General features: G+C 68.9%; 27 protein-coding genes. 12 read left to right on the forward strand and 15 right to left on the reverse strand.

Going from position 1 to position 26560, the window contains the following annotated elements; all coding sequences use genetic code 11:
* Positions 1 to 27 precede the first annotated feature (27 nt).
* The 5 genes from DFS13_RS11820 to DFS13_RS11840 are packed head-to-tail and all read right to left on the reverse strand — an operon-like array spanning position 28 to position 4314.
* A complete protein-coding gene (locus DFS13_RS11820) occupies positions 28 to 438 on the reverse strand; it encodes a biopolymer transporter ExbD (protein ID WP_006484323.1) in 411 nt (136 codons plus the stop codon).
* A complete protein-coding gene (locus DFS13_RS11825) occupies positions 438 to 1154 on the reverse strand; it encodes a MotA/TolQ/ExbB proton channel family protein (RefSeq protein WP_006484339.1) in 717 nt (238 codons plus the stop codon). Before DFS13_RS11825 ends, DFS13_RS11820 begins: the two co-directional genes overlap by 1 nt.
* A 41-nt stretch (positions 1155 to 1195) precedes the next feature.
* Positions 1196 to 2011, reverse strand: a complete 816-nt coding sequence (locus DFS13_RS11830; protein WP_111441735.1) for an energy transducer TonB — start codon at positions 2009 to 2011, stop codon at positions 1196 to 1198.
* Between the two features lie 33 nt (positions 2012 to 2044).
* Complete coding sequence (locus tag DFS13_RS11835; protein WP_006482991.1) at positions 2045 to 3091, reverse strand: ABC transporter substrate-binding protein; 1047 nt, start codon at positions 3089 to 3091, stop codon at positions 2045 to 2047.
* A 50-nt stretch (positions 3092 to 3141) separates the two neighbouring features.
* The gene (locus DFS13_RS11840; RefSeq protein ID WP_006482993.1) at positions 3142 to 4314 is read right to left on the reverse strand and encodes an LLM class flavin-dependent oxidoreductase; all 1173 of its coding nucleotides are present in this window, start codon (positions 4312 to 4314) and stop codon (positions 3142 to 3144) included.
* 440 nt (positions 4315 to 4754) lie between these two features.
* Here DFS13_RS11840 and DFS13_RS11845 point away from each other — a divergent pair, with 440 nt between their 5' ends.
* Genes DFS13_RS11845 through DFS13_RS11860 form a run of 4 tightly spaced genes read left to right on the forward strand, consistent with a single transcriptional unit; the run spans position 4755 to position 8598 of the window.
* Positions 4755 to 5831, forward strand: a complete 1077-nt coding sequence (locus DFS13_RS11845; RefSeq protein ID WP_111441736.1) for an ABC transporter substrate-binding protein — start codon at positions 4755 to 4757, stop codon at positions 5829 to 5831.
* Positions 5832 to 5862: 31 nt separating this feature from the next.
* On the forward strand, positions 5863 to 6969 hold the full coding sequence (locus DFS13_RS11850) for a PhnD/SsuA/transferrin family substrate-binding protein (protein ID WP_069353474.1): 1107 nt from the start codon (positions 5863 to 5865) through the stop codon (positions 6967 to 6969).
* The gene (locus DFS13_RS11855) at positions 6969 to 7787 is read left to right on the forward strand and encodes an ABC transporter permease (RefSeq protein ID WP_058902714.1); all 819 of its coding nucleotides are present in this window, start codon (positions 6969 to 6971) and stop codon (positions 7785 to 7787) included. The genes DFS13_RS11850 and DFS13_RS11855 overlap by 1 nt, the downstream gene beginning before the upstream one ends.
* A gap of 22 nt (positions 7788 to 7809) precedes the next feature.
* Positions 7810 to 8598 (forward strand): ABC transporter permease, encoded by a 789-nt coding sequence (locus DFS13_RS11860; RefSeq protein ID WP_069353475.1) that lies wholly within the window; start codon positions 7810 to 7812, stop codon positions 8596 to 8598.
* Here the strand turns inward: DFS13_RS11860 and DFS13_RS11865 are convergent.
* Positions 8589 to 9716, reverse strand: a complete 1128-nt coding sequence (locus DFS13_RS11865; protein WP_111441737.1) for a sigma-54-dependent Fis family transcriptional regulator — start codon at positions 9714 to 9716, stop codon at positions 8589 to 8591. The two genes, DFS13_RS11860 and DFS13_RS11865, sit on opposite strands and share 10 nt — an antisense overlap.
* A gap of 120 nt (positions 9717 to 9836) precedes the next feature.
* The gene (locus tag DFS13_RS11870) at positions 9837 to 10517 is read right to left on the reverse strand and encodes a class II aldolase/adducin family protein (RefSeq protein WP_006491011.1); all 681 of its coding nucleotides are present in this window, start codon (positions 10515 to 10517) and stop codon (positions 9837 to 9839) included.
* A 385-nt stretch (positions 10518 to 10902) separates the two neighbouring features.
* Between DFS13_RS11870 and DFS13_RS11880 the strand changes: the two genes are divergently transcribed.
* From DFS13_RS11880 to DFS13_RS11915, 8 genes are all read left to right on the forward strand, one after another.
* Positions 10903 to 12186: a lipase family protein gene (locus DFS13_RS11880; protein ID WP_058903571.1), complete on the forward strand. Its 1284-nt coding sequence runs from the start codon at positions 10903 to 10905 to the stop codon at positions 12184 to 12186.
* A 142-nt stretch (positions 12187 to 12328) separates the two neighbouring features.
* A complete protein-coding gene (locus DFS13_RS11885; protein ID WP_011694564.1) occupies positions 12329 to 12619 on the forward strand; it encodes a co-chaperone GroES in 291 nt (96 codons plus the stop codon).
* 12 nt (positions 12620 to 12631) lie between these two features.
* The gene (gene groL, locus DFS13_RS11890; protein WP_006491016.1) at positions 12632 to 14272 is read left to right on the forward strand and encodes a chaperonin GroEL; all 1641 of its coding nucleotides are present in this window, start codon (positions 12632 to 12634) and stop codon (positions 14270 to 14272) included.
* A gap of 178 nt (positions 14273 to 14450) precedes the next feature.
* Positions 14451 to 15065, forward strand: a complete 615-nt coding sequence (locus DFS13_RS11895; RefSeq protein ID WP_006495723.1) for a LysE family translocator — start codon at positions 14451 to 14453, stop codon at positions 15063 to 15065.
* Between the two features lie 36 nt (positions 15066 to 15101).
* Positions 15102 to 16394, forward strand: a complete 1293-nt coding sequence (locus tag DFS13_RS11900; protein ID WP_111441738.1) for a hypothetical protein — start codon at positions 15102 to 15104, stop codon at positions 16392 to 16394.
* Between the two features lie 418 nt (positions 16395 to 16812).
* Positions 16813 to 17034: a hypothetical protein gene (locus DFS13_RS11905; protein ID WP_006491013.1), complete on the forward strand. Its 222-nt coding sequence runs from the start codon at positions 16813 to 16815 to the stop codon at positions 17032 to 17034.
* 132 nt (positions 17035 to 17166) lie between these two features.
* A complete protein-coding gene (locus tag DFS13_RS11910) occupies positions 17167 to 17688 on the forward strand; it encodes a PTS sugar transporter subunit IIA (protein ID WP_111441739.1) in 522 nt (173 codons plus the stop codon).
* 48 nt (positions 17689 to 17736) lie between these two features.
* Positions 17737 to 18621, forward strand: coding sequence for an acetylglutamate kinase (locus DFS13_RS11915; RefSeq protein ID WP_111441740.1), 885 nt, complete (start codon positions 17737 to 17739; stop codon positions 18619 to 18621).
* A gap of 75 nt (positions 18622 to 18696) precedes the next feature.
* Here the strand turns inward: DFS13_RS11915 and DFS13_RS11920 are convergent, their stop codons facing one another.
* The 8 genes from DFS13_RS11920 to DFS13_RS11955 all read right to left on the reverse strand — a co-directional run bounded on the left by DFS13_RS11920 (position 18697) and on the right by DFS13_RS11955 (position 26465).
* Positions 18697 to 20697: a family 2A encapsulin nanocompartment cargo protein cysteine desulfurase gene (locus DFS13_RS11920; RefSeq protein ID WP_059722369.1), complete on the reverse strand. Its 2001-nt coding sequence runs from the start codon at positions 20695 to 20697 to the stop codon at positions 18697 to 18699.
* Complete coding sequence (locus DFS13_RS11925; protein ID WP_006479760.1) at positions 20672 to 21604, reverse strand: family 2A encapsulin nanocompartment shell protein; 933 nt, start codon at positions 21602 to 21604, stop codon at positions 20672 to 20674. Before DFS13_RS11925 ends, DFS13_RS11920 begins: the two co-directional genes overlap by 26 nt.
* A 136-nt stretch (positions 21605 to 21740) precedes the next feature.
* Positions 21741 to 21962, reverse strand: a complete 222-nt coding sequence (locus tag DFS13_RS11930) for a helix-turn-helix domain-containing protein (RefSeq protein ID WP_006484517.1) — start codon at positions 21960 to 21962, stop codon at positions 21741 to 21743.
* 8 nt (positions 21963 to 21970) lie between these two features.
* Positions 21971 to 22909: a serine O-acetyltransferase EpsC gene (epsC, locus tag DFS13_RS11935; RefSeq protein WP_077020819.1), complete on the reverse strand. Its 939-nt coding sequence runs from the start codon at positions 22907 to 22909 to the stop codon at positions 21971 to 21973.
* A gap of 28 nt (positions 22910 to 22937) precedes the next feature.
* Positions 22938 to 23408 (reverse strand): rhodanese-like domain-containing protein, encoded by a 471-nt coding sequence (locus DFS13_RS11940; RefSeq protein WP_048984332.1) that lies wholly within the window; start codon positions 23406 to 23408, stop codon positions 22938 to 22940.
* A gap of 357 nt (positions 23409 to 23765) precedes the next feature.
* On the reverse strand, positions 23766 to 25166 hold the full coding sequence (locus tag DFS13_RS11945; protein WP_111441741.1) for an amidase family protein: 1401 nt from the start codon (positions 25164 to 25166) through the stop codon (positions 23766 to 23768).
* Positions 25167 to 25241: 75 nt separating this feature from the next.
* Positions 25242 to 26033, reverse strand: coding sequence for an alpha/beta fold hydrolase (locus DFS13_RS11950; RefSeq protein ID WP_006484617.1), 792 nt, complete (start codon positions 26031 to 26033; stop codon positions 25242 to 25244).
* Positions 26034 to 26117: 84 nt separating this feature from the next.
* Positions 26118 to 26465 carry a DUF4148 domain-containing protein gene (locus tag DFS13_RS11955; protein ID WP_062910074.1) on the reverse strand — a complete coding sequence of 116 codons (348 nt, stop codon included), beginning with the start codon at positions 26463 to 26465 and terminating at the stop codon, positions 26118 to 26120.
* Positions 26466 to 26560: the final 95 nt, after the last annotated feature.

Below are 26560 nucleotides of genomic sequence, written 5' to 3' on the forward strand. Positions count from 1 at the left end.
TCGCAGAAAGGAGTCGTGAAGGGCGCGTCAGCCGCGCGGCGCGGTGAGCACCGACAGTCGCGTGATGCCCGCGTGCTCGATCGCCGCCATCAGCTTCGCGACGGTGCCGTACGGCACGTGCTCGTCGGCCTGCAGGTCGAGCGCGACGTCGGGCCGGCCGGCCTTCAGCGCGGCCAGCTCGGCCGGCACCGTGTCGAGCGCGACCGCGCGCTTGTCGAGATACACGACGCCCTTGCCGTCGACGCTCACGGTGACGTTCGGCTTGCGGTCGGCCGGCGCGGTGGCGACGGTGTTCGGCAGATTCACGTGCACCGCGTTGTTCAGCAGCGGCGCGGTGACGATGAACGCGACCAGCAGCACGAGCATCACGTCGACGAGCGGCGTGATGTTGATTTCGCTGAGCACGTCATCGTTGTCGGAGGAGGACGAGAAGGCCATTATGCGAACGCCTCCTGGCGGGTGTCGTCGGAACGGCGCGCCGGGGCGGCCGCGGGCGCGGCGGCCGGCACGCGGAAGCCGGCCTTCTGCGCGAGCGTGACGAAGTCGGTCGCGAACGCGTCGAGATCGGCCGACGCAGCCTTCACGCGGCGCACGAAGAAGTTGTACGCGAGCACGGCCGGCACCGCGACCGCGATGCCGATCCCGGTCGCGACGAGCGCTTCGCCGATCGGACCGGCCACGACGTCGATGCTCGCCGACGCACTGTGCGTGATCGCGGTCAGCGCATGGATGATGCCGAACACCGTACCGAACAGCCCGACGAACGGCGCGGTGCTGCCGATCGACGCGAGCACCGCGAGCCCCGCTTCCTCGCGCCGGCGCGCGTTGTGGATCTGCTGGCGCAGATGGCGTTCGAGCAGGTCGTGACGGCTCCAGCTGTGTTCGAGATCGTGCGCGCTGCTCTCGTCGGCGCGCCGCAGCGCGTCGAAGCCCGTCGCGGCGAGCTGGCCCACCGGGCTGTTCGCGCCGTCGAGCGCGGCCGCGTCGTGGAAGCTGTTCGCGGCCCAGAATGCGCTGACGTAGCGCCGGTTGCGCGCGCTCGAACGCAGGCTCTGGATCGCCTTCACGACGATCAGCGTCCACGTGACGACGGAGAAGACGACGAGCAGCCAGAGCGCGCCCTGGACGATGAAGGTGGTCGGAATACCGTTCATGATGTGAGTTCCTTGAAAAATGTGGCGGGCGGCCCGGCGGGTCAGCCCAGCTTGAAATCGATCGGCACGTTGACCCAGCCGTCGACCGCTTCGTCGCCGCGCTTCGCGGGCACGAAGGTCCAGCGCTTCACGGCGGCCACCGCCGCGCTGTCGAGCATGCGGCGGCCGCTGCTCGTGCGGACCTCGACCGAATCCGGCGTGCCGTTCGCGAGCACGTGCACGCGCAGCACGACGCGCCCTTCCCAGCCCTGGTCCTGCGCGAACGCCGGATAGTCGGGCGCCGGGTTGCGCAGGTACGCCGCGTCGCCGATCGGCGCGGTTTCGCGCACCGGCGCGGCGGGTGCGGGCGCAGGTGCCTGAACCGGGGCGGCGGGCGCGGCGACGGCCGGGGTTGCCGGCGTTGCCGGCGCGGGTGCGGCTTCGCGCGTCGCCTGCGGCGTGGCAGCCGGCGCCGGATGCGCGACGGCCGCGCGCGGCTTCGGCGGGATTGGCGCCTGCTTCGGCGGTTTCGGCGGCACGACCGGCGGCGGCGGATGCGCGGCCTGCGGCAGCGGTTCGGGCGGCCGCGTCAATTCGACCGTCATCGGCAACGGCCGGGGCGGCTGCGCGGGCGGTGCGGCAGGCACGCGCGCGGCCAGCAGCGCAACGCCCGCATGCAGTGCCGCGACAGCCAGCGCGATCGCGGCCGCGCCGCGCCATCCGTTCGCCTGCGCCGGTCGCGTGCCCGCCTGCGCGGACGGCACGACCGACAGCGGTCGCGCCCGGGTCGCCGCCGTCACGCTCACCGTGCGCGGCGCGGCACGCGCCGCATGCCGGCGTGCGGGCGGCACGCCGTATTTGATCGTCAGCCCTGTCATGTTCGACTCCTTGCAATGACGCGCCGCGGCGCGCTACGCGACCCACGCATGGCGGTGCCGGTCGATCTGCGTGAACGGCGCCGGATCGATCCACGCGCGCGCGTCGAAATCGTGTTCGAGAAAGCCCCACTCGACGAGAAAATCCTTGAACGCGACCAGCCCGTCGATCGACGTCGGCGCGAGCCCGGTCTCGAGATGGCGGTGCACGTCCGCGCCATACGCGTAGCGCACCCACTCGTCGGATGCGCGCGTTTCGCGGCCGATATAGGCGACCGTCTCCGCCGGATGGCGCGCGGCCCAGTCGCCCGCGCCGACCACGACCGACAGGAAGCGGCTCACGAGATCGGGGCGCGCGTCGATCAGCGCGCGATCGACGGTCAGCGTGCGGGGCGTGCCGTTGCCGATCCGCACCAGCGGATCGGGATGGGCGCCGAGATCGATGACGACCTGCGCGTCGATCAGATGCACGGTTTCCAGCCCGGCCACGCCCTTCACGAACACCGCGTCGACGTCACCGCGCACGAGCGCCGCGATTTCGAGTCCGTATTCGTGCGGCCCGCGCGTGAACGATGCAGGCCCGGTGCGGCGCTCGTGCGTATCGGGCAGATCGACCCATTCGGCGTCGCCATGGCCGAGCCCTTCCAGTTCGAGCGCGCTCAGGAAACCCTTCAGCGCGGCCGCGCGCCAGAAGTCGATGCTGATCGGATGGCGCGGCAAGCCGAGCCGCCGCCCGCGCAGGTCGCGCGCGGTGCGAATGCCGCGCTCGGGCAGCGTGACGATCGCCTGGAATTCGTTGGTCCACGACAGGCCGATCACGCGTGTATCGGCGCCGCGTGCCCGCGCCCACAGCGCGGGAATGTTGCCGCCCTGCCGGAACGAGTGCGGCAGGCTGTGATCGAAGTGCGATTCGCGCTTGTCGGCGTCAGCCGTCTCCTGCAGCGAATGCAGCGCGATGCCGTCCGGCCCGAACTCCTCGTCGAACCAGCCGCGATGCACGGCGATGCCGAGCGCGGTCGGCACCGGGCAGCGCGTGTACCAGAGTGCGTCGCAAGCCGTGGCCTGCGCAGCGAGTGTCGTCATGGTGAGTATCCTTGTCGTTGTCGTGGATGCGTCGCGGCGGGTCGCCGCGCTCAGGCGCCGGCCACGCGCAGCGCTGCCTGCGTGCCGCGCGCGTTCAGCGCGCCGTCGACGAGCGGCAACACTTCCTCGCCCACGCGGTACGCCTCTTCGAGATGCGGGTTGCTCGCGAGGATGAACGTCGATACGCCGATCTCGACGTATTCCGCGAGCCGTTCGGCCACCTGCTCGTGGCTGCCGACGATCACGCAGCCGGGGCCGCCGCGAATCTGCGACATCCCGGCCCACAGGTTCGGGCCGACGATCAGGTCGTCGAAGTGTTGCGTGTTGCCCTGGTGCAAGGCGAACTGGCGTTTCGCGCCGACCGACTCCGACGCTTCGCCGCGCCCGCCGAATCCGTTGCGCGTCGTGTCGCCCACCGTCGCGAACATCTGCCGCAGCTCGGCCCACGCCTGCTCCTCGGTCTCGCGCGCCAGGATGTCGATGCGCATGCCGAAGCGCAGATCGCGCTCGGCGTTCTGCCGGTCGAGCGCGCGACGGGCCGCATCGATCACTTCCTTCTGTTTCGCGAGCGGCTCGCCCCAGCTCAGGTGCACGTCGCCGTGCTTCGCGGCGACCGCGAGCGCCGCGTCGCTCGCGCCCGCCAGATAGATCCGCGGCGGCTTCTGGCCGCTCAGCGGCGGCAGCAGCCCGCCCGCCTCGACACGATAGAAGCGGCCGTCGAACGTAAACGGCGCACCGGCCGCGACGCCCTTCACGACATCGAGGAATTCGTCGGTACGCGCATAGCGGCTGTCGTGATCGATGAAATCGCCGTACGCGCGCTGGTCAGGGCCGCCGCCACCCGTGACGACGTTCCACTCGACGCGGCCGCGGCTGATTCGCTGCAGGCTCGCGGCCATTTGCGCCGCATAGACCGGATGCACGAAATGCGGTTGCAGCGCGATCAGCAGGCGCAGCCGGCGCGTCTCGCGCGCCAGCGCGGCCGCCACGACCCACGGCTCCTCGGTGAAGCGGAAGATCGGAATCAGCGCACCGTGGAAACCGGCGATATCGGCCGCACGCGCGACCTGCGACAGATAGTCGATGTAGCCGAACGCGTCGTCGTCGACTTTCGGTGCGACGCGCGACGCGCGCTGGCGATTCCATTCGCCGCGCGTATGCAGATCGTGTGCGCGCCGGCCGTCGCCGTGCATCGGCAGGCGCCACAGAAATTCAACAGCCATCGGGATTCTCCTTGTCGGCCCGTTCGGATTGCGTGCGGCACCGGCGTGCCGCGCGTATGCAGCGCTGTAAAGCACGCGGTGTGCCAACGGGCTCGCCGCGCCGCGCGCGGGGCCGCCGATGAACGCGCGCCGCGCCTTGCGGGCCGGGCGTAGGCGGCGATCGAATCACGTGCGCCGATTGCCGCCGAACCCGTCGCGACACGCACACGCGCCGCTGCTGCATCCGCCGCACCGGTGCTGCGCGCGCAACAGCGCCCGACGCGACTGTTGCTCACGCAACAGCCCGCTCGCCGGCCACCGTGCCGAGCATCGCCCGCCAGGCCCGCGCCGCCGGTCATACGGCCGCTTCCGTTCACTGGCCCGGAACTTGCAACGTGGAACGGCCCGCGCGTGCGACACCGCGCCTCGACCACGCTTACCCAGACAGGGGAATCTCACACATGACAGACAGGCCCGATTCGTCATCGGACAAGCAGCAGACGTTCTGGTACGCCCGATCGCCGGTGCCGACGCCGCTCGGCATCGCCGTGCATCTCGGCTGGCTCAACGGCGAGACGTCGGCCGACGGCGTCGCGATCCGTTCGCCGCGCGGCGCCACGCGGCACGACGTGTCGTCGATCAGCGATCACACGCTCGCGCAATCGTTTCGCCAGGGCGGCAGCATCCCGGCGATGTGGGCGCGCTCGAACGACGCGCATACGCGCGTGATCGGACTGTCGTGGGTCGACGAGTCGCAGTTGATTCTCGCGCGCCCCGAGTCGGGCATCCGGTCCGTGAAGGCGTTGCGCGGGCGCCGGATCGCGATTCCGAGCCGCCCCGACGATCGCATCGACATCTTTCGCGCATCGGCGCTGCGCGGCTTCGTCAACGCACTGAGCCTCGACGGACTGACGCTCGGCGACGTCGAACGCGTCGACGTGCGCGCCCGCACGCTGCAAGCCGTCGGGCCGGCGCGGGCGGCGAACCTGTTCGCGTCGCCGCACGGCTTTTCGAGCCGCGCGCTGTATGCGGCCGAAGCCGGCGCGCTGCTGCGCGGCGAAGTCGACGCGATCTACGTGAAGGGTTCGACGGGCCTCGAAATCGCGCAACTGATCGGCGCGCACGTCGTGATCGACATCGGCTTTCATCCGGAGCGCTCGATCCGCAACAACAACGGCACGCCGCGACCGCTGACCGTCAACGCGGACGTGCTCGCGAACCATCCCGACATCGTCGCCGGCTTCCTGAAACTCGTGGTCGCCGCCGGCGAATGGGCCGGCACGCATCCCGACGAAACCGCGCACTACGTGGCCGGCGAAACCGCGTCGTCGATCGACTGGGTGCGCGCCGCGTACGGCAACCAGTTGCACCGGCACCTCGGCGTCAACCTCGACGACGAATCGGTCGCCGCGCTCGACGAGTTCAAGACCTTCCTGCTCGACCACGGCTTTCTGGAAGCCGACTTCGACGTCGCCGACTGGATCGATCCGCGCCCGCTCGCCGACGTGCTGCAGCCCTCGCTGCAAAAACGTGCGTGAGCCCCTTTACCGTTCACTGTTCGGGACCATCATGAAACACACGCTCTGCCTTGCCTCGCTGCGCCGCCCGCTGCGCGCGCTGCTCGCCGCGCTGCCGTTGGCCGCCGCGTCGCTCACCGCCCCGGCCGCGCACGCGGAAGACGCACCCAAGGTCGTTCGAATCGCCGTCGTCGCGTATTCGAGCGGCGGCAAGACGCAATACGCGGGCGCCTCCGCATTGATCGACGCCGACAAGTCGCTCGAAAAAGCGCTCGCCGCGCGGCATGTGACGCTGCAATGGGTGCCGGTGTCGACCGCCGCGGTCGGCACGCTCGTCAACGAGGCATTCACGAACGGCAGCATCGATTTCGCCGGCTACGGCGACCTGCCGTCGGTGGTCGTCAACGCGTCGGGCACGCGCACGCGCCTGATCGTGCCGGGCGGCGTCGGCAGCAATACGTATCTGGTCGTGCCGGCCGGCTCGACCGCGAAGTCGATCGTCGACCTCAAGGGCAAGCGCATCGCGCTCAATCGCGGCCGGCCGTGGGAAGTGTCGTTCAGCAAGCTGCTCGCCGAGAACGGGCTGAAGCTGTCCGACTTCAGGATCTACAACCTCGATCCGCAGGCCGGCGCGGCAGCGGTCGCCGCCGGCCGCGTCGACGGCTTCTTCACGCTGTCCGACGCGTATTCGCTCGTCGACAAGAACGTGGGCAAGATCATCTGGTCGACCAAGCGCGCGCCCGACGACTGGAAGATGCGGGCGGAACTGTGGGCGTCCGACGATTTCGTGCGGCGCTACCCGGACATCACGCAGCTCGTCGCGACGGCCTACGTGCGCGCCGCGCACTGGATCTCGCAACCGCAGAACCGCGACGCGTACGTGAAGATCCTGAGCGCGTCCGGCCAGCCGGAAAGCGTCGTGCGCCGCGAGTACGCGGACGAAGCGACGCCGTGGAAGGAGCAATGGACGCCGCTCTTCACGCCGGCGCTGACCGGCCATTACCGCGATGTCGTCGCGTACAGCCGCCAGGCCGGGCTGACGTCCGCGCCGGTCGACGTGAACGCGCTGCTCGCGCCGACCTTCGTGTCGACCGCGCTCAAGCAGCTCGGCCTCGACGGCTACTGGCGCGCCGACGCGCCGCGCGTCGCGAGCCGCTGATGGCGACGCGCGCCCTCGCGCCGAACGGCCTGCGCGCGGCGGCTCGCCTGCCGAGCGTCGCGCGGCTCCGCGACTACGCGCTGTGGTGGATCACGCCCGTCGCATTCGCCGCGCTGTGGTGGCTCGCGAGCGCGCAGCGCTGGTTCCCGCCGCAGCTCGTCGTGCCGCCCGGCCGCCTCGCGGCGACGCTGCGCACGCTGCTCGATACCGGCGAACTGCGGGACAACCTGTCGATCACGCTGCATCGTCTTGCGCTCGGTTTCGCGATCGGCGCGACCGGCGGCGCCGCGTTCGGCGTCCTGCTCGCGCGCAGCCGGCTGTTCTCCGACTACCTGCGGCCGACCTTCGACCTGCTGCGGCAACTCCCGACGCTCACGCTGATTCCGCTGCTGATCCTGCTGATCGGCGTCGACGAGCCGTTGAAGCTCGTCGTGGTCGGCAAGGCCGTGTTCTTCCCGGTCGCGCTGGCCGCATACACGGGCGTGCACGATGCGCCGCGCGATCTCGTCGAGATGGCGCGCCACTACGGGCTCGGCCGCTTCGCGCTGCTGCGCGACGTGCTGCTGCCGGCCGCGCTGCCGCCGCTGCTGACCGGCGTACGGATCGCGCTCGCGCGTGCATGGCTCGCGCTCGTCGCGGTCGAGCTGCTCAGTGCGGACAGCGGCATCGGCCAGATGATGGAACTCGCCCGGCAGATGCTGCGGCTCGACGTGGTGCTCGTCGACGTTGCGGTCATCGGGCTGATCGGCTTCGCGCTCGACCGTTCGATCGCACTCGTGCAGCGCTACGCGTTGCGCTGGCAAACGCCCGCGCGCTGACCCCGACCAGAATCGCTTCGGAATGACCTTCGTGACCCGTACTTTCCCGTTCGCCCCGCTGCGCCGCCGCGCGCGCGGCCTCGTCGTGCCGGCGCTGCTGCTGGCCGCGTGGCAAGCCGCGTCGTCCGGCGACGCGGCCCATCAATATGCGTTCGTGCCGCTGCAGCAGGTCGGCGCCGCGTTGCTCGAACTCGCGCGCAGCGGCGAACTCGCGACCGATCTCGGCGCGAGCCTGCGCCGCACGACGCTCGGGCTCGGGTTCGGCGTCGCATTCGGGCTCGTATTCGGCGCGGCGATGGCGCGTTCGTCGCTCGCGCGCAAGCTCGGCGAGCCGGCGTTCCAGGCGCTGCGCTACGTGCCGCTGCTCGGGCTGATTCCGCTGCTGAGCCTGTGGGCCGGCACCGGCGAATTCGCGAAGGTGTTCATCATCGCGCTCGCCGCGTTCTATCCGATGACCACCGCCAGCTTCGACGGGCTGCGCCGCGTCGATCCGCGCTATGTGGAGCTCGCGCAGTCGTATCGCCTGACCCGCATCGGCCTGTGGCGCGACGTGCTGATTCCCGGCGCGTTGCCCGACCTGTTCGCGGGCGTGCTGCAGGCCGTGCCGTTCGCGTGGATCACCGCGACCAGCAGCGAGTTGCTGTTCAACACGGGCGCCGGCGTCGGCAGTCTGATGCAGAACGCGCAAGCCGGCGCGCGCGCCGACGTGCTGCTGGTGTGCGTGCTGGGCGTGACGGCGCTGGCCGTCGGCATGAGCGCGTCATGCGAGCGGATCGCGCGGCGCGCGCTGCGCTGGCGCGATTACGCCTGACGGCGCAGCCGCGCGTCGGCGGCGTCGCCGTCGCCTGCGTCGCGCGGCTTCAGGATGCCGAGTTGCGCGAGCCGGGCACGCACGATGTTGCGCGACTGGTCGAGCAGGCGCGACATCCGCAACTGGTTGTGCTCGCTGTAATCGAACACGCTGCGGTACACGGTGTCCTCGATGTGCTGCCACAACGCCGGCGTGCCGAGATCCAGCAACTCGATCACCGCACGGCGCAGCGCGTCGGTCGCCTCGGCCACGTCGCGCGCGCGGCGCGGCGGCGCGGCGGCCGGGCCCGGTGCGTCTACCGGGTCGGGGGCGAGCGACAGCGCGGAAAACTGCAGGTCGCCGACGTCGATCGCGCCGCCTGCACAGATCAGCACCGCGTGATGAATCACGTTCTCCAGTTCGCGGATGTTGCCGGGCCACGCGTGCGCATGCAGCCTGCTGCGCGCGGCGTCGGTCAGCGTCGGCGCGGCGACGCGCAGCCGCTTCGCGTAGGTATCGATGAAGTGTTCGATCAGCGGCGCGATGTCGCCGGGCCGCTCGCGCAGCGGCAACAGGCTCAGCTTCACGACGTTGAGCCGGTAGTACAGATCCTCGCGGAAATTGCCCGCGCGCACCGCGGCTTCGAGATTCACGTTGGTCGCCGCGACGAGCCGCACGTCGATCTTCACGGTCTTGCGCGACCCGACCGGCGTCACCTCGCGCTCCTGCAGCACGCGCAGCAGCTTGACCTGCGCGGACAGCGGCAGGTCGCCCACTTCGTCGAGAAACAGCGTGCCGCGATTCGCGGATTCGAACCAGCCGGGCTGGCTGTTGATTGCGCCGGTGAACGCGCCGCGCTCGTGGCCGAACAGTTCGCTTTCGATCAGCGTTTCCGAAAACGCGCCGCAATTCACCGCGACGAACGGCCCGTCGTGACGCTCGCTCAGCGAATGCACGAGGCGCGCGATCAGCTCCTTGCCGGTGCCGCTCTCGCCGGTGACGAGCACCGTCGCGTCGCTCGGCGCGACCAGCTGGATGCGTTCGAGCAGCACCCGCGATTTGGGATCGTCGAACGTCAGTGCCTTCGCACGGATCGTGATCGCGTGCGAAGTCGGGTCCGGCAAGCTGAAGATGGCCATGGCACGACCGGCGTGTTGAACGGGGAAGGTTCGACGATAGCAAGGTGCACGCCGGCCACGAACCAATTCATCGAGCTATCGGTATGACGGCGGCCGGATTGCGCCGGCCGCCGCGCGGCGTCATGCGAGGCCGGTCATCTTCCATTGCTGTTCGAGCGCGCCCGGCCCGAATTCGAGCGAGCCGCCGAGCGGTTCCGCGAGCGCCTGGAAATACGCGGCTTCCTCGAGGATCAGGATGTACTTCGACACGTCGAGGATCGACTTGCCCCAGAACGTCGCGCCGCCGTTCGCCTCGATGATCGCCGGCACGTCGGGATCGCGCCGGATCGTGTCGACGATGAAGCGCGGCTCGCCGGGGCGGCGATCGACATAGACGGGAATTTCACGCGCCCGCGTGTAGCGCGCGGCGGGCGCATAACGGATCGGCAGCGGACGATGCGCGCTCGCCCACGCGCCGAGATACGGGCCGTGTACGTGAATCACCACGTCGACTTCCGGCGCCTCGCGGAATACGCCTGCGTAGCGCGGGCCGTTGCCGCCGGCGCGTGCGTCGCCGTGCAGCACGTCGCCGTCGAGCGTCACGACGACCGGCTGGATCTCCTGCGACGCGGCCCACGGGCTGGGCGCCGACAGCGCGACGACGAGCTCCGTGCCCGGCACGCGCTGGAATGCCTGGAACGTGTTGGTGGCGCTGAGCGTGCGCGTTTCCTTCAGCACGCGCGCGGCTTGCGCGAATTCGCGCGTGGCGCGCTCGACGAAGGCCACGAGTTCGCCGCTGTCGATGGCTTGGGTGACGGACATGAGGGCGTTTCCTTGATCGGTTGAACGGTTGAACGGAAGGGCTCGCGTCGCCACGCCGCGACGCACGGTCAACGGATCAGCAGCAATCGTGCCAGCGCTGCAATTTGCGTATCGAGGGCCGGCCGGCGTGGCGCAGGCACGCGATGCCAGCGTTGCGCCGTGCAGCCCGCGCGTGCGCGTTTTGTTGCGGAAGCAACACCGTGCCGGCCGGGATTGCTGCGCGACACGCAGCCCGGTGCATGCGTGCGATACGCGCGGCATCGACCGATCGTCCGTCGTGCCGCGCGTTGCGTACGCAACGACCCTTCTGGTTCGAAACTTGCATCGCACTCGGCCCGCGCCCGCATTGCCAGGCGCATCCGATCTCATCGACCTCCATCCGACCATGACGCTTCTTTCCCTGCGCGGCGTCGCCGCGCGCACGCTGCTCGTATCGGCGCTCGCCGCTTCTTCCGTCGTTTCGCTCGCGGCTTCGCCCGGCCGCGTCCCGGCTCCCGACCCGTTGCAGGGCGACGGCCGCGTATCCGCGTTCTACACGTGGGACCGCGACATTCCGGCCAGGCCCGGTGTGCTGCTGCGCACCGAGCCGCTGCCCGCGACGGTCGGGCTCGCGAGCGCCGCGCGACAATTGCGCATCCTGTACGCGTCGACCGACGGCGTCGGCGGCCATGCGCCGATCGCCGTGTCGGGCGCGCTGTTCGTGCCGCGCGGCACGCCGCCGGCCGGCGGCTGGCCGATCGTCGCGTGGGCGCACGGCACGTTCGGGATGGCCGACATCTGCGCGCCGTCGTGGTTCGGCCGCTCGTATCGCGACGTGCGCTACCTGAACGCCTGGCTTCAGCAAGGGTTCGCGGTGGTCGCCACCGACTATCAGGGGCTCGGCACACCCGGCCCGAATCCGCAGCTCAACAACCGTTCGAACAGCTACACGCTGCTCGACAGCGTGCGCGCGGTGCTCGGCGGCGTGCCGGGCCTCGCGAACGAGGTCGTGCTGGTCGGCCAGTCGCAAGGCGGCTCGGCCGTGATCGCGGCAGCCGGCTACGCGCCGGCCTATGCGCCCGAACTGGCGATCCGCGCGACCGTCGCGACCGGCACGATCTACAACGCGTCGCACGCCACGCTCGCGGCGCTGCCGAAGTTCGAAACGGCGTACCGGCGCGATCCCGACCGCGTCGATCCGACGCTCGCATACCAGTTCTACTCGGTGCTGTCCGCGCAGCAGATCGATCCGTCGCTGCGGGCCGACGAGGTACTGACCGACACCGCGCTGCCGATTCTCGACCAGGCGCGCATCGGTTGCCTCGCATCGCTCGAGGACGATGCGGCGCTCGCGCACCTCACGCACGCGAACACCGTGAAGCCGGGCGGCGATGCGCGGCTGAAGGCGTGGTGGGACGACTACCTGAAATACCCGACGCTGAAGATCGCGACGCCCGTCTTCATCGGCGCGGGCGCGGACGACGGGCTGGCGCCGCTCGAACTCGCGCTCGCCAGGGACGCGTGCGCGGCTGGCACGACGGTCGAGGCGCACCTGTATGCGGGCCGCGAGCACAACGGCACCGTGAACGCGTCGCTCGCCGATTCGATTCCGTTCGTGAAACGCGTGCTGGCCGGCGAGACGATCCGCCCGGTCTGCTCGCCTGCCGCGCAGCCGGCCGTGTCGCAATAGCCGGTTCACCGCGCTTTGCACGACGGCGCGAATGCTTGTGCAAATCCGTTATTGGATCGCGCCGCCGCCCATTTTTATACTCGTCAGCACTCTCTGCCAAAGAGTGCCAGCCAACTTCGACAGAACCGTACAGGACGAAAAAATGAGCCTACGCCCCTTGCACGATCGCGTGATCGTGAAGCGACTCGATCAGGAAACCACCACCGCGTCGGGCATCGTGATCCCCGACAGCGCCGCCGAAAAACCCGACCAGGGCGAAGTGATCGCCGTGGGCCCCGGCCGCAAGGACACGGACGGCCAGCGCATCGTGCCCGACCTGCAGGTCGGCGAGCGCGTGCTGTTCGGCAAGTACGCGGGGCAAGCCGTCAAGGTGGACGGCAACGAGTTTCTCGTGCTGCGCGAAGAAGACATCGTCGCGGTCGTCAATCAATAACGGAGCGCAATCATGGCAGCCAAGGAAATCATTTTCAGCGACATCGCACGGTCGAAGCTGACCGAAGGCGTGAACATCCTCGCGAACGCGGTGAAGGTCACGCTCGGGCCGAAAGGCCGCAACGTCGTGCTCGAACGCAGCTTCGGCGCACCCGTCGTCACGAAGGACGGCGTGTCGGTCGCGAAGGAAATCGAACTCGCGGACAAGCTGCAGAACATCGGCGCGCAGCTCGTGAAGGAAGTCGCGTCGCGCACCAGCGACGCGGCCGGCGACGGCACGACGACGGCCACCGTGCTCGCGCAGGCGATCGTCCGCGAAGGCCAGAAATACGTGGCGGCCGGGCTCAATCCGCTCGACCTGAAGCGCGGCATCGACAAGGCCGTCGCGTCGGCCGTCGACGAATTGAAGAAGATCAGCAAGCCGACCACCACGAGCAAGGAAATCGCGCAGGTCGCGACGATCTCCGCGAACGGCGAGGAATCGATCGGCCAGCGGATCGCGGAAGCAATCGACCGGGTCGGCAAGGAAGGCGTGATCACCGTCGAGGACGGCAAGTCGCTCGCGGACGAGCTCGACGTCGTCGAAGGGCTGCAGTTCGATCGCGGCTACCTGTCGCCGTATTTCATCAACAATCCGGACAAGCAGATCGCCGAGATCGAAAGCCCGTACATCCTGCTGCACGACAAGAAGATCTCGAACATCCGCGACCTGCTGCCGGTGCTCGAACAGGTCGCCAAGTCGGGCCGGCCGCTGCTGATCATCGCGGAAGACGTCGAAGGCGAAGCGCTCGCGACGCTGGTCGTCAACAACATCCGCGGCATCCTGAAGACGGTCGCGGTCAAGGCGCCGGGCTTCGGCGATCGCCGCAAGGCGCTGCTCGAGGACATCGCGATCCTCACCGGCGGCCAGGTGATCGCCGAGGAAACGGGCCTGACGCTCGAGAAGGCCACGCTCGCCGAACTGGGGCAGGCGAAGCGCATCGAGGTCGGCAAGGAAAACACCACGGTGATCGACGGCGCGGGCGATGCGAAGAACATCGAGGCGCGCGTGAAGCAGATCCGCGTGCAGATCGACGAAGCGACGTCCGACTACGACCGCGAGAAGCTGCAGGAGCGCGTCGCGAAGCTCGCGGGCGGCGTGGCGGTGATCAAGGTCGGCGGTGCGACCGAAATCGAGGTGAAGGAGAAGAAGGATCGCGTCGACGACGCGCTGCACGCCACGCGCGCGGCCGTCGAGGAAGGCATCGTGCCGGGCGGCGGCGTCGCGCTGATCCGCGTGCGGCAGGCGATCCGCGAACTGAAAGGCGCGAACGCCGACCAGGACGCGGGCATCAAGATCGTGCTGCGCGCGCTGGAGGAACCGCTGCGCCAGATCGTCACGAATGCGGGCGAGGAAGCGAGCGTCGTCGTCGCGAAGGTCGCGGAAGGCACCGGCAACTTCGGGTACAACGCGCAGACGGGCGAGTACGGCGACCTCGTCGAATCGGGCGTGCTCGATCCGACCAAGGTCACGCGCACCGCGCTGCAGAACGCGGCGTCGGTGGCCGGGCTGCTGCTGACGACCGATGCGACCGTGTTCGAAGCGCCGAAGGATGCGGCGCCCGCTGCCGCGCCGGGCGGCCCGGGCGCGGGCGGGCCGGGGTTCGATTTCTGACGACGCAGCGTGCGCGCCGGTTCGCCGGCGTGCGCGCGGCCGGGCAGGACCCTGCAACGCGTGGCGACGAAAGTCGTCACGCGTTGTGCGCTTTGGCGCGACGCAATACGATTGCCGGCGGGCCGATTGCCGCGCTCGGGTAAGATGAAGACCCGTCCCGTCACGCCACTGCCACGCCATGTCGCCCATCGCCAACATCCTGCTGCCGCTCGCCGGCGTCCTGCTGCTGAGCGTCGCCAGTCCCGGCCCGAATTTCGTGATCGTCACGTCCACCGCCGTCGTGTCGCGCCGCGCGGGCATGATGACGGGGCTCGGCCTCGCCGCCGCGTCGGGCACCTGGGCCGCGATCGCGATCGCCGGCCTGAGCCTGCTCGTGACCCACGTCGCCTGGGTACACACCGCGCTGCGGCTGGCGGGCGCCGCCTACCTGATCTGGCTCGGCCTGAAAATGATCGTGACCGCGCGCAAGCCGTTGCCCGTTTCCGCACCGGCCGCGACGTCCGACTGGCGCGCGGCGAGAAAAGGCTACGTCGTCAGCATGACGAACCCGAAGTCCGTCGCGTTCTACGGCAGTATCTTCGCGCTGATGGTGCCGGCCCATGCGCCGGCGTGGCTCGATCTGTCGGTCGTCGTGCTGTCGGTCGCGATCTCGGCTGCGTGGTATTGCACGATGGCGCTGCTCGCGTCGCATCCGTCGGTGCGCCGGCTGCTGATCCGGCGCAAGGCCGTGCTCGATACGGCCGCCGGGCTGTTGCTGATGGGCGTGGGTGGGCGGATGCTGGCCGGACGTTGATCCGCGGCGCCCCGATCGCTTCCGTCGCTCATCATCATGCCGACCGCACACACCCTTCTGGACGACTACGAACGCCTCGGCTGGACCGGTAACGATCCGATGTCGCAGATGCTGGCACTGCGGCGCGACGAACCAGCGGCACTCGTCGATCTCGTGATCGCGTCGTTCGATCGCACGTTCGCGCATGCGACGTTCATCGACGCCGCGATCGACCTGATGGACGACATCGCGTTCGCGAACGTTGCAGCCGAAGCGTGGCGACGGGTCGTCGAAGGCGCATGGAACGCGCGACTCGCGAACGTGCTGTCCAGCGTCGCGCTACGATCGCCGCAGGTGTTTTCCGATCACTGGGACGTACTGCTCGACGTGGTCGTCCCCCGGCATTCGCCGCGCATGCATTGTGCGGAATACGCGTGGCGGGCACTCGACGCGGCCACGATCGACGCGTGGCGCCGGCGGCTTGCGCAAGCACCCGCCGTTGACGACGCGGCGCGCGCACGCGCTGTCGCACTGCTCCATTCACGACAACCTGCAGCCGTGCTCGATGCGGTGGCCCGGCTGTTTCCGGACGATCCGGAGCAAGCCGCAAACTGGCTCATGTCAGCGGGCTACACGCTGGAGCACGGCACGTTGCGCGCATTGCACGGCGATTCTCCGCTGCATATCGACTTCGGACGCGCGCTGCGTGCGCCGGCACTTCGCGACATGCCGAAGTGGAAACGCGAGATTCAGGCGAATCATCCGACCTGGCAAGCAGGCGAATCCCGTCGGTCGAACGCGCACTTCGGCGGCGTGTCGCCGCATCGATGCGGCCTGTGCCATCAGCCGTTGCATCGGCTGCTGACGCTGCCGCAACCGATCGAAGCGGGTATCGACAGCACGACGCCCGTGTCGTTCGCCACCTGCCTGGCGTGCCTCGGTTGGGAAAGCGACGGCCCGCTGTTCTACCGGCACGACGAGTCGGGTCATGCGGTCGCCCATCCCTCGCAGCGGCACGATGCCGCGATCGAGCCCGACTATCCGGCCAGCCCCTTCGTCGAATCCGACGTCGACGTTTTCGCCGCGCCCGCGCGCTGGGCCTGGCAGGAATGGGGCGAGTCGAACGGCAGGCAGAACCTCAGCCACGTCGGCGGTCCGCCGTCGTGGGTGCAGTCCGCGTGGTATCCCGATTGCCCCGATTGCGGCCGCAAGATGCGCTTCGCCATGCAGCTCGACTCCGAGCTCCCGCAAGTCGACGGCGGCGAATGGCTGTGGGGCAGCGGCGGCGCGAACTATACGTTCTGGTGCGCGCCATGCCGGACCAGCGCGCATCTGTGGCAGTGCACGTAACGCGCGATTCACGCACCTTTACGATCTTTTTACTTGCGCCGGCGCATCCGTTCACTAGAATGGATTCGCCATCCACCACCGAGCACGCGCCATGCGCATCCGAAGTCCTCGTCCTCCGAGTTGCTTCCCCGCCTGACAGGCCGGACGCCTGCGTCTCCTTCCCGAGCCACCGTCCCGCCGACAGGCGGACGATGCGCGCCGTAGTCTTTCCCGTGCATGCTTGAACACGACGTCGATGCGGTCGTCCCGCATCGCACATCGCACATCGCAATGCGTGCGACACGTTCCGCGTAACGGCGCGTCATCGATCCGCTGATCCGATCCATTTACTTTGCATCACTGATTTTATTCACGGGGATTCTCGCTTCCGAAGCCACGCACACCCCGTCTCGATCGTCTTTCATACAGGAGCAATGGAATGATGCTGGGCTTGACGTTCTGGAAACACGTGATAGGCGCGCGAACCCCTGCTCTTTGCGAGGACCGGACGACGGCGCACGGCCGACACCGCCGGGTGTCGCGAACGCTCGTGCTGGCGAGCGCCATCGTGGCGTTCGCGGCAATCGCATTCGGCGCGCCGGTCGTCGGCATTTCAGTGTTTCTGCTGACGACGCTGCCGTTCGTGCTGTCGGGAACCTGACGTTGTCCGTATCGCGCGCGGCGGCATCGGCGCTCGATACGAGATTTTAATGCCCGGCCCCCGCGTATCTGACACCGTCTTTACGCGGGTTTGTCTAGGATTTCCCTGTCATCCCGACACGGAGAGATCCGCATGCAAACGCATCAGGCCGCCGTCGGCGGCCAATCCGGCCGCCCTCAGCAACGCGGTGGCACACCGTTCGCGACCGCGCTCGCCGACGCCTGTCCGCCGGACAATATCCTGCTCGACGTACCGGTGGAAAGCGCGATCCAGTTGTTCGATCTCGTCGCTCACCATGTCGCACGCGACAGCGGCGTATCCGCGGAACGGATCCGGGCCGAACTGATCAAGCGCGAACAACTCGGCTCGACCGGCCTCAGCCAGGGCGTCGCGATTCCGCATGCGCGCGTCGACGGGATCGGCTCGGCCGTCGCGCTGTTCGTCCGCGCGCGATACCCGTTCACGTTCAACGCGCCCGACCGCAAGCCCGTGCGCGAATTCGTCGTGCTGGTTCTGCCGCACGCGGACGACCGTGCACACCTCGAACTGCTCGCCGACGCCGCACGATGGTTCAGCGAACGCGCGATCCGGCAAGCGTCACGCGACGCACAAACGCCCGACGAGATTCGCCGACTCATGCAACGCACTGTTTGATCGAGCGTCGCGCAACGACAGGTATCCCCTTCATCCTTTCGAACGCCCATGTTCCCAGACCCTGACACTCCCACTCGACGCGTGGCCGGCTTGGCCCGCTCACTGCCGTTCATGCAGGCGCTGCACGGACAGACTGTCGTCATCGTCGACGGTGGTGCCGCCAGCGACGCCCACACGCGCTCGGCCTTCGCGCAGGATGTCGCGCTGCTCGCGCTCACCGGCATCCATCCGATCGTGATCCAAAGCATTCCGACTGCGTCCGTCGCGCAATCGGTCCACGCGACACACGCCGCCATGGCCGGCGTCAACCATGAACTCGTGCGCCTGATCGGCTGCCACGGCGCGCGGGCAATCGGCGTCGACGGTCACGACGGCGGCCTGCTCGTCGCCCGCGCCGAATCCGGCCACGCGAACACGAGCGAGGTCGCGCGGTTCGACGTCACCGTATTGAATGCGTTTCTCGACAATGGACTGGTGCCCGTCGTGATGCCGATCGCGCCAGACGACGCGGGCCGCGACTGCCTGCTGCGCCCTGAACGGCTCGGCAGCGTGCTCGCGCAACACACGTGCGCCGTCTCGTTGGTGATGATGGTCGACAAAGGGTTGCTGCGCGAACTCGGCGAGCTGGCCGGGCTGTACGGCATCACGGAGCTCGAGCAATGGCTCGCCGAGCATCCGGCCGCCGATGCGGCGCCGTGCGTGCGAGACGCGCTCGATGCGCTCGCGCACGGCGTGCAGAACGTCCATCTCACCGATATCGGGCAACCCGAAGCGTTGATCGACGAACTGTTGACGGACGAAGGATCGGGCGTGGTGTTCTGCCGGCGCGGCAACACCGATCTGCTGTCGGAAATCCGTCGTTACTTCGCCGATTCGGCGTGCGTGCTGCGCGACGGGTTCAGCGTCGAGCGGAAGCCGGTCGTGCGGTTTTGACCGGGCAGCACGAACACGCTTGCGGCGGCCCGCAAAGGCCGCCGCAAGCGGGCAAGCATCGACACGGCAACGACGTCAACGTCGCGCCGCCAGTCTCCTGACGACACTCACCAGCGCATCGACTTCATCGCACGTGTTGTAGAACGCGAGCGACGGCCGCACCGTGGCTTCGAGCCCGAAGCGCCGCAGGATCGGTTGCGCGCAGTGGTGCCCCGAGCGCACCGCGATGCCCTCTTCGTTCAGCGCCTGCCCGACTTCCTCGGTTTCATAGCCCTTCAGCACGAACGACAGCACGCTCGCCTTGTCGCGCGCGGTACCGACGAGTCGCACGCCCGGCACCGGCGCGAGCACGCTGGTCGCATACGCGAGCAGATCGTGCTCGTAGCGCGCGATGTTCTCGATGCCGACGCGGTTCACGTAGTCGAGCGCCGCGCCGAGCCCCACCGCATCCGCGATGTTGCCGGTGCCGGCTTCGAAGCGGTTCGGCGGCGGCTGGAACACCGTGCGCTCGAACGTCACGTCCGCGATCATGTTGCCGCCCCCCTGCCACGGCGGCATGTCGTCGAGGATCGCGCGTTTGCCGTACACGACGCCGATCCCGGTCGGCCCGTAGATCTTGTGCCCGGAGAACACGAAGAAATCCGCATCGAGCGCCTGCACGTCCACGCGCATGTGCGAGATCGACTGCGCACCGTCGACCAGCGCCTTCGCGCCCGCGCGATGCGCGAGCTCGACGATCTCCTTCACCGGCACGACCGTGCCGAGCGCGTTCGACACCTGCGTGACCGACACGATCTTCGTGCGATCGTTGAGCAGCTTCCGGTATTCGTCGAGCAGCACCTGCCCCGAATCGTCGACCGGAATCACGCGCAGCTTCGCACCCTTGAGCGCGGCAAGCTGCTGCCACGGCACGATGTTCGCGTGATGCTCGAGATGCGACACGACGATCTCGTCGCCTTCGCCGACGTTCTGCACGCCCCACGTCTTCGCGATCAGGTTGATCGCCTCGGTCGTGCCGCGCACGAACACGATCTCGTCGGGCGACGATGCGCCGATGAAGCGCTGCACCGTCTCCCGCGCATGCTCGTACGCATCCGTCGCGCGTCCCGCCAGTGCATGCGCCGCGCGGTGGATGTTCGAGTTCTCGTGAGCGTAGAAGTACGCGAGTCGGTCGATCACGGCTTGCGGCTTGTGCGTCGTCGCCGCGTTGTCGAACCAGACGAGCTGCTTGCCGTTCACGCGTTCCTGCAGGATCGGGAAGTCGCGGCGGATCGCGTTCACGTCGAACGGCGGATGGGCGCCGCGATGCAGCTGACCGTGCGGCTCGGCTGCCTGCGCATCGTCGATGAAGTAGCGCGGCACGTCGGCACCCGACGCGCGCGACGCCGGCACGTCGCGATGCACGGCCAGCAGCGCGCGCAGCGCGTCGTCGCCGGGCAACCCGAACGCTTCCGGCGACGCGAGGCCGTTCGACGGCACGACGATGTCCTGCGGCGTCGCCTGCCAGCCCTGCAGCGAACCGTCGGTGAAGTAGTACGGCGACGCCTTCGCCGCGCCTTCCGGTGCCGGCGCATTCACCTGCGGCACACCGAGCGCCGCGCCGCCGACGCGCGGCTCCAGCGCGGGCGCGATCGATACGACGTTGTCGGGCAGCCCGTTCTGCGCGGCCGCATGCGGCGCGAGCGCGGGTGCGCGGTTGCCGAGCGACAGCACGTGCGTCGGCGCGGACGGCGCGAGGTTCGCGCCCGGTACCTTGCCTTGCGGCAGCGCGAGCCCCGGCACGCCGGTGCCCGCCCCGCCCGGGCCCGCGAGCGGCGAGCCGCCCGGCACCGGGTTGCTCACCGACGCGAGAATCGGCGCCGCCGCAGGCAAGGCCGACGGCACGCCGCCGACCGCGCCGCTGCCCGCCGACAGCCCGGGCGCGGTGGCCTGCCCGGGCGGCGTCGCGAAGAACTCGGACGCGAGCCGCGCGAGCGTCGCCGGGTCGGGCAACCCGGCCGGCAGCGGCGCGTGCGGCAACGCGTGCGCGTCGCCGCCGGCCAGGCCGGGATTAACGGTAGGTGTCGGGATAGTCATGGAACTTGGCGATTTCGACGTCATCGAGGACAGCCAGCGCATCCGGCGAATGGACCGCGAGCGAGCAATACAGCGAGATCAGGTACGACGCGATCGCCTGGTTGTTGATCCCCATGAAGCGCACCGACAGGCCCGGCCCCTGCTCGCCCGCGACGCCCGGCTGATACAGGCCGACGACGCCCTGGCGCTTGTCGCCGACGCGCAGCAGCAGGATCTTGGTCTTGCCGTCCGCGACCGGCACCTTGTCCGACGGAATCAGCGGAATGCCGCGCCACGTGAGGAACTGCGAGCCGAACAGGCTGACCGTCGGCGGCGGCACGCCGCGCCGCGTGCATTCGCGGCCGAACGCGGCGATCGCGAGCGGGTGCGTGAGGAAGAATGCCGGCTCCTTCCACACCTTCGTCAGCAGCTCGTCGAGATCGTCCGGCGTCGGCGCGCCCGTCAGCGGGAAGATCCGCTGTTCGTCGGTCACGTTCGCGAGCAGCCCGTAGTCGGGGTTGTTGATCAGCTGGCTTTCCTGCAGCTCCTTGATCGTCTCGATCGTCAGGCGCAGCTGCTCCTTGATCTGGTCATGAGGACTGCTGTAGAGATCGGAGATCCGCGTATGCACGTCGAGCACCGTGCTCACCGCGTTCAGGAAGTATTCGCGCGGCTGTTCCTCGTACGGCACGAAGGTCTGCGGCAGCACGCTTTCGTCCTCGAGCTGCGTGCATGCGGCGCGCACGGCTTCCGGGTTCTTCACCTGGTTCAGGCGGTAGATGCCGGCCTCGACCGGCACCCATTGCAGCAGATGGGTCAGCCAGCGCGGCGTGATCGTGGAAAGCTGGGGGACGGTCTTGGTAGCGTTCGCTAGTTGGCGGGCGGCGTGATCGCTCAGCGCGGCCGTGCCGCTTGCAACGGTCGACATGTGTGGCTCCGGGTTCTTAAGATGAAAAACGGGATTGCTTATGACGCTGGGTGATTATCGGAAGCACGCCCCTGCCGGCTCAACATGCTATAGCCGTCAGGTCGTGCAACCGAAGGGGAAACGGGGCGAAGCGACCTCAGGTGACGTACGCACCCGGCAGCAGCGTCGAGATCGACACGTCGAACGCGCGCGCGATCTTGTCGGCCGTGACGATCGACGCGATCGCCTCGCCGCGCTCGATCTCGCCGACGTACGAGCGGTTCAGCCCGGCATGCTCGGCCAGTTGCTCCTGCGACCACGTGCGCGCTTCGCGCAGCTTGCGCACGGTGGCGCCGAAGTGATGGATGAGGTCGCTCATCGCGCCTCCTAGGCGACGCGCGCCGCCGTGCGCGGCGCGGCGTTCGCTTCGCTGCGCAGCACGGCCTGCGTGACGTTTTCGCCGGCCGGCACGTCCTGCGTGAGCCACACGTTGCCGCCGATCACCGCGCCGCGCCCGATCGTCACGCGGCCGAGGATCGTTGCGCCCGCATAGATCACCACGTCGTCCTCGACGATCGGATGGCGCGCGAGCCCTTTCTCCAGATGGCCGGCCGCATCGCGCGGAAAGCGCTTCGCGCCGAGCGTGACGGCCTGGTACACGCGCACGCGCTCGCCGATGATCGCCGTCTCGCCGATCACGACGCCCGTGCCATGGTCGATGAAGAAGCCCGCGCCGATGCGCGCGCCCGGATGAATGTCGATGCCGGTTTCCGCATGCGCCTGCTCGGCGATGATCCGCGCGAGCAGCGGCAGGCCGAGCCCGTACAGTTCGTGCGCGAGCCGGTGGTGGATCATCGCCAGGATGCCGGGATAGCACAGCAGCACTTCGTCGACGCTGCCGGCCGCCGGATCGCCGTGAAACGCCGCCAGCACGTCGCTGTCGAGCAGCCGGCGAATCTCCGGCAAGCGTGCGGCGAACGCCTGCACGGCCTTCGACGCGACTTCGTCGAGGTTGTCGGCCGGCCCGTCAGCATTGCGGTGACGCGCCGCGTAGCGCAATTCGAGCGTCACCTGCGCGAGCAGCGCATTCAGCGCCGCGTCGAGCGCGTGGGCCACGTGGAAGTTCTCGCTCTCCTGCCGCAGGTCGGGCGGCCCGAGCCGCATCGGGAACAGCACGCCCTTCAGCGCGCCGACGATCTGCGCGAGCGCCTCGCGCGCCGGCAAATCGCGCCCGCCCGGTTCGAGCGAGCGCCGCTGCTTTTCGCGCCATGCACGGCGCACCGTCTGCAGCGATTGAACGATGTCGTCGATCTCGAATGCGGCCATGCTGCTTTCTCCCCGTAACGGCCGTGAATCAATCCTGCGCCCAAGGCAGGCCGCGGAAGCGCCAGCCGTTTTGGCCGCCGCGATGCTGCCGCTCGTCGAGGTCGCCCTCGAAGCCTTCGAGCACATTGAAAACCTGCGTGAAGCCCGCCTTCGCCGCGGCCTCGGCCGCCTGCGCCGAGCGGTTGCCGCTGCGGCACAACAACAGCACGACCGCGTCCTTGCCGGTCTTCGCTTCCAGTTCGCGCACGAAGCGCGGGTTGCGCGTCAGGCTCGTGCCGGTCGCCCACGGCACGTGCAGCGATTCAGGCACGTAACCGACGAATTTCCGTTCCTCGGCCGTGCGCACGTCCACCAGCAACGCATCGCCCGCCGAGAACAGCGCCCACGCGGCTTCCGGCGCGACGCCGCCCGCATAGGGCGTGCCGGCCGCCACGGCTGCCGCGCGCGCGTCTTCGAGCGCCTGCTGCGCGGCGGTTCGTTCTTCCAGTTCAACCGTCATGACACTTCCTTGTTTTCGCAGATTCGTATGAACAAAGACACCGGGAATGCGGCCGTTGCAGCTTGCGTGCTGTCTATAGCCGTCAGCGTCACTATGCGAGTGCGGTCGGGGAAGCAGAACCAATAAAAATTCATTTCCTAATCAGCGCCGCGGGGAATGCAATAACGGACGCGCGCTATCGATGCGCGGTTGATGGCGGGCGGGAAATGAAAGGCGATGACCGTTCGATGTCGTGCATCGAAGGAGTTTGAAAGGAAGGGGAAGAACGAGCAGCGCGGCATTCCGCGCGTCGTCATGGAATCCGAAATGCGCCGGCGAAGCCCCCGAGCCTCGCCGACGCATGGGTTCTTCAGGATGTCATACCACTGGATCGACCGGCACAATCGGCACCCCACGCGCCTCGATATCGCGTCCCGCAAGCAGACACAGATCCTCGCGATGATGCGTGGCGACCACCTGCACGCCCACCGGCACGCCGTTCACGAGCGCAGTCGTGACGGCCAACCCCGGCAGCCCCATCGCGGGTAGCGCGCGCAACGTGAGCTGCGCTTCCCACACGCGATCGAACCCTTCCGGCCCTTGCCGATCGAGATCGTCGGGAAACGGCAGTTCCGATGAAACGGGCAGCAACAGCACCGGATATTCATCTAGAAACAGCCGCCATTGCCGCGTCAACGTCGTGCGTCGAACCAGCGCACGGCTGATCACATCCGCCGGCAGATCGCGCACCTTGCCGCGCACGGCGGCGATCACCGCGGCCGCGCCCGGATCGCCGTCTTGCGCCACGGCGTTCGCCAGCGCGTCGAATCCGTCGCCGAGCCACAGCTGTTCCTGCAGCAGCGCGGCCTCGCGCATCGGCGGCGTATCGTCGATCTCGTCGACGGTCCAGCCGGCATCGACCAGCCGGCGCGCGGCATCGCGCAACGCGGCCTCGACTTCGGGCACGACCTCCAGGCCGCGCGGACGCACGCACAGCGCCGCGCGCTTCGGCACCTCGCGCCCGTCGAACGGCACCGCGACGTGCCACGGATCGCGCGGGTCCGGCGCGGAGAAGGCGCGTAGCGCGAGCGAGAGATCGTCGATCGTGCGCGCGATCGGCCCGGCCGTCGACATCAGTTGCGCGCCGATCGCCCGCTCGGGCGACGATGCATTGAATGCCGGCACGCGGCCGAGCGACGGCCGGATCCCGTGTACGCCGCATGCATAGGCCGGGTAGCGCACCGAGCCGCCGATGTCGGTGCCGACCGCGAGCGGGCCGATCCCTGCAGCCACGGCCGCCGCCGCGCCGCCGCTCGATCCGCCCGGCGTCAGCGACGCATTGCGCGGATTGCGCGTGTGGCCGTGCACGAGATTCGCCGTGAACCAGCGCAATGCGAACGTCGGGGAATTGGTGCGGCCGAGCAGCACCCCGCCGGCCCTCCGGATGTTCGCGACCACCGGGCTGTCGGCGGGCGCAACCAGATTGCGCTGCAAACGCGTGCCGTTGGTCGTCGCAAAGCCAGCCTGATCGACGTTGATCTTCACGGTGACGGGCACGCCCGCGAGCGGCCCCGGATCGTCGCCGCGCGCGATCGCGCGATCGACTTCGTCGGCCTGCTGCCGCACGTCGTCGGGACGGTGTTCGACCACCGCGTTGATCGCCGGATTCACGGCATCGAGACGATCGAGCACCGCGTCCGCCACTTCGCGCGCGGATACGTCGCGCCGCCGCACGCGTTTCGCGAGTTCGGTCGCGGACAGTTGCCAGAGTTCGGTCATGACTTCTCCTGGTGAAAAGACATCACGATCACGCGCGGAACGGCGCCCCTCACGAAAGCGCGGCGCCGCACGCGCTCACTGCGTATCCTGCTTCGCGCGCTCGGCCGCGGCGATGATCGCGTCGGCCACGGCCTTCGGCTGGCTCAGCATCGCGACATGGCTCGCGTTCACGCGCGTGACCGTCGCGCCGATCCGCTTCGCCATCGCTTCCTGCAGCGTCGGGTCGATCATCCGGTCCTGCGTCGCGACGACGAACGTCGACGGCTTCGCATGCCACGCGGCCTGCGTGACCTTCTCCGAGATGCACCCGCCATACCACGGCCCCTGGGTCGCCGCGACGAGGCGCTGCTGCGCGGGCGGCAGATCCGGCGCGAAGTCCTGCGCGATCGCCTTGTCCGACAGCCGTGCGAAACCGCCCGCGTCCTTGCGCAACTCGCCGGCCCATGCCGGCGCCGGCAGCCCCTGCGTGACGTCCGCGATCGACTGGCCGTTGTCGGGGGCGAACGCCGCGACGTACACGAGCGACTTCACCTTGTCGTCGTTGCCCGCGTCGCTGATCACGACGCCCGCCCACGAATGGCCGACCAGCACGACCGGCCCCTTCTGTTCGTCGATCGTACGCTTCGCCGCGGCCGCATCGTCGGCGAGCGAGCTCAGCGGATTCTGCACCGACACCACGTGCAGCCCGCGCGCCTCCAGCAGCGGAATCACGCGGTTCCAGCTCGATCCGTCGGCGAACGCGCCGTGCACGAGCACGACGTTGGTGCCCTTCAGGTCTTCCTTCGGCGCGGCCTGCGCCGCGACCGCACCGAACAGTCCGCCGATCATCGCGGCGGATACCAGAACGCGTTTCGTCAAACCGGCCATCGTCATGCTCCTTTGCTTGTCGTGTTGTTCAAATGAAGGACTGCAGTGAAGGCCGCGCCTGCATGCGGCAGGCGCGGCGCGGAATCACGAATGCGCGTACAGGTCGTCGGCGGCGTTGCGTGCGGCACGCGGCTGCGCGGCATCGCGATGGCCGGCCGGCGTCGACGCATCGGCCACGTTGTCGCCTTGCGACTTCGACGGGCCGTTCTGGTCCGAACGTGCGACCTGCTCGGCAGCCGCGACGGCATGCTCTGCGGCGGCGATGTCGTCCGGGTAATGCGCTTCGCTGCCGGCCGGGTTGTAGCCGGCCTTCTCGAGACGGACGAGGTCGGCGCGCACTTCGGCACGCGTGAGGCCGTGGCCGGTATCGGCGAACGACAGTGCGGGTGCGACGGCGAGAATGGCAACGGCGAGGATTCGAGCGGCTTTCATGAGATTTCTCCTTGAACGAAGTTGGGGGTGTCGATCACCTGGCATCCGGTGCGAACGCCTGGCACCGAACGTTTGCTGCATGTCGACAGTAGAAC

It is taken from the genome of Burkholderia sp. 28_3 (assembly GCF_003253915.1).
GTDB lineage: Bacteria > Pseudomonadota > Gammaproteobacteria > Burkholderiales > Burkholderiaceae > Burkholderia > Burkholderia cenocepacia.